This is a genomic window from Halolamina salina (assembly GCF_042678005.1).
Lineage (GTDB): Archaea > Halobacteriota > Halobacteria > Halobacteriales > Haloferacaceae > Halolamina > Halolamina salina.
On the sequence record NZ_JBHUDH010000116.1, the window covers coordinates 18942 to 19582 of the forward strand.

Below are 641 nucleotides of genomic sequence, written 5' to 3' on the forward strand. Positions count from 1 at the left end.
CGCCCCACGCGGTCGGTGAGCTCGCCGGTCCCCAACTGGACCAGCGCGACGACGAACAGCGCGGAGTAGATCGTGTTGCCGACGGCGCGTCCCAGCCCCGCGCCCGCGTCGGCGGCGAGGTAGCTCGGCAGGAACGCCACCACCCCGTTGTAGCCGAACGCGAACGCGACGGTGACGCCGACGAACAGCGCCACCCGGGGCGCCCGCAGCAGCCCGAGGTAGCCGAGCAGCGAGCCGTCGACCCCGCTGCTTCCTTCGTCGCCCGTATCGGCGGCGCCGCGCCCCTCCAGATGTCGCGGCGTTCGTCGGACGAACAGCACGGTCAGCGCGGCGACCGCGAGACCGCTCGCGAGGAACAGCCCCCGCCAGTCCGGCAGCGCGTACGTCACCGCCAGCGGTGCCGCGACGCCGCCGAAGGCCGCGACCGTGTCGAGCACGCCGAGCGCCCGCCCCGTCCGCTGCTCGTGGACCGTCGCGAGCAGGCGAACGGCGACGGTCTTGTGTGCGCCGGTCCCGACGCCGATCAGGAGCATCCCGGCGACAACGCCGAGGAACTCCCCCGGCACGGCCGAAACGGGACCGACGGGCACTGGGAGGTCCGGCAGCGGGAGCGGCACGACGAGCGCGAGCGAGCCGAGAGC

At 74.6% G+C, this 641-nt stretch carries 1 protein-coding gene (only partly in view); it reads right to left on the minus strand.

Annotated features, from left to right (window positions below; translation table 11 throughout):
• Nucleotides 1-641: part of an MFS transporter coding region (locus ACFR9S_RS10375; protein WP_379818569.1), annotated on the minus strand (this coding region is incomplete at its 3' end). 270 nt of the annotated region lie beyond the right edge of the window; the window shows 641 of its 911 annotated nt.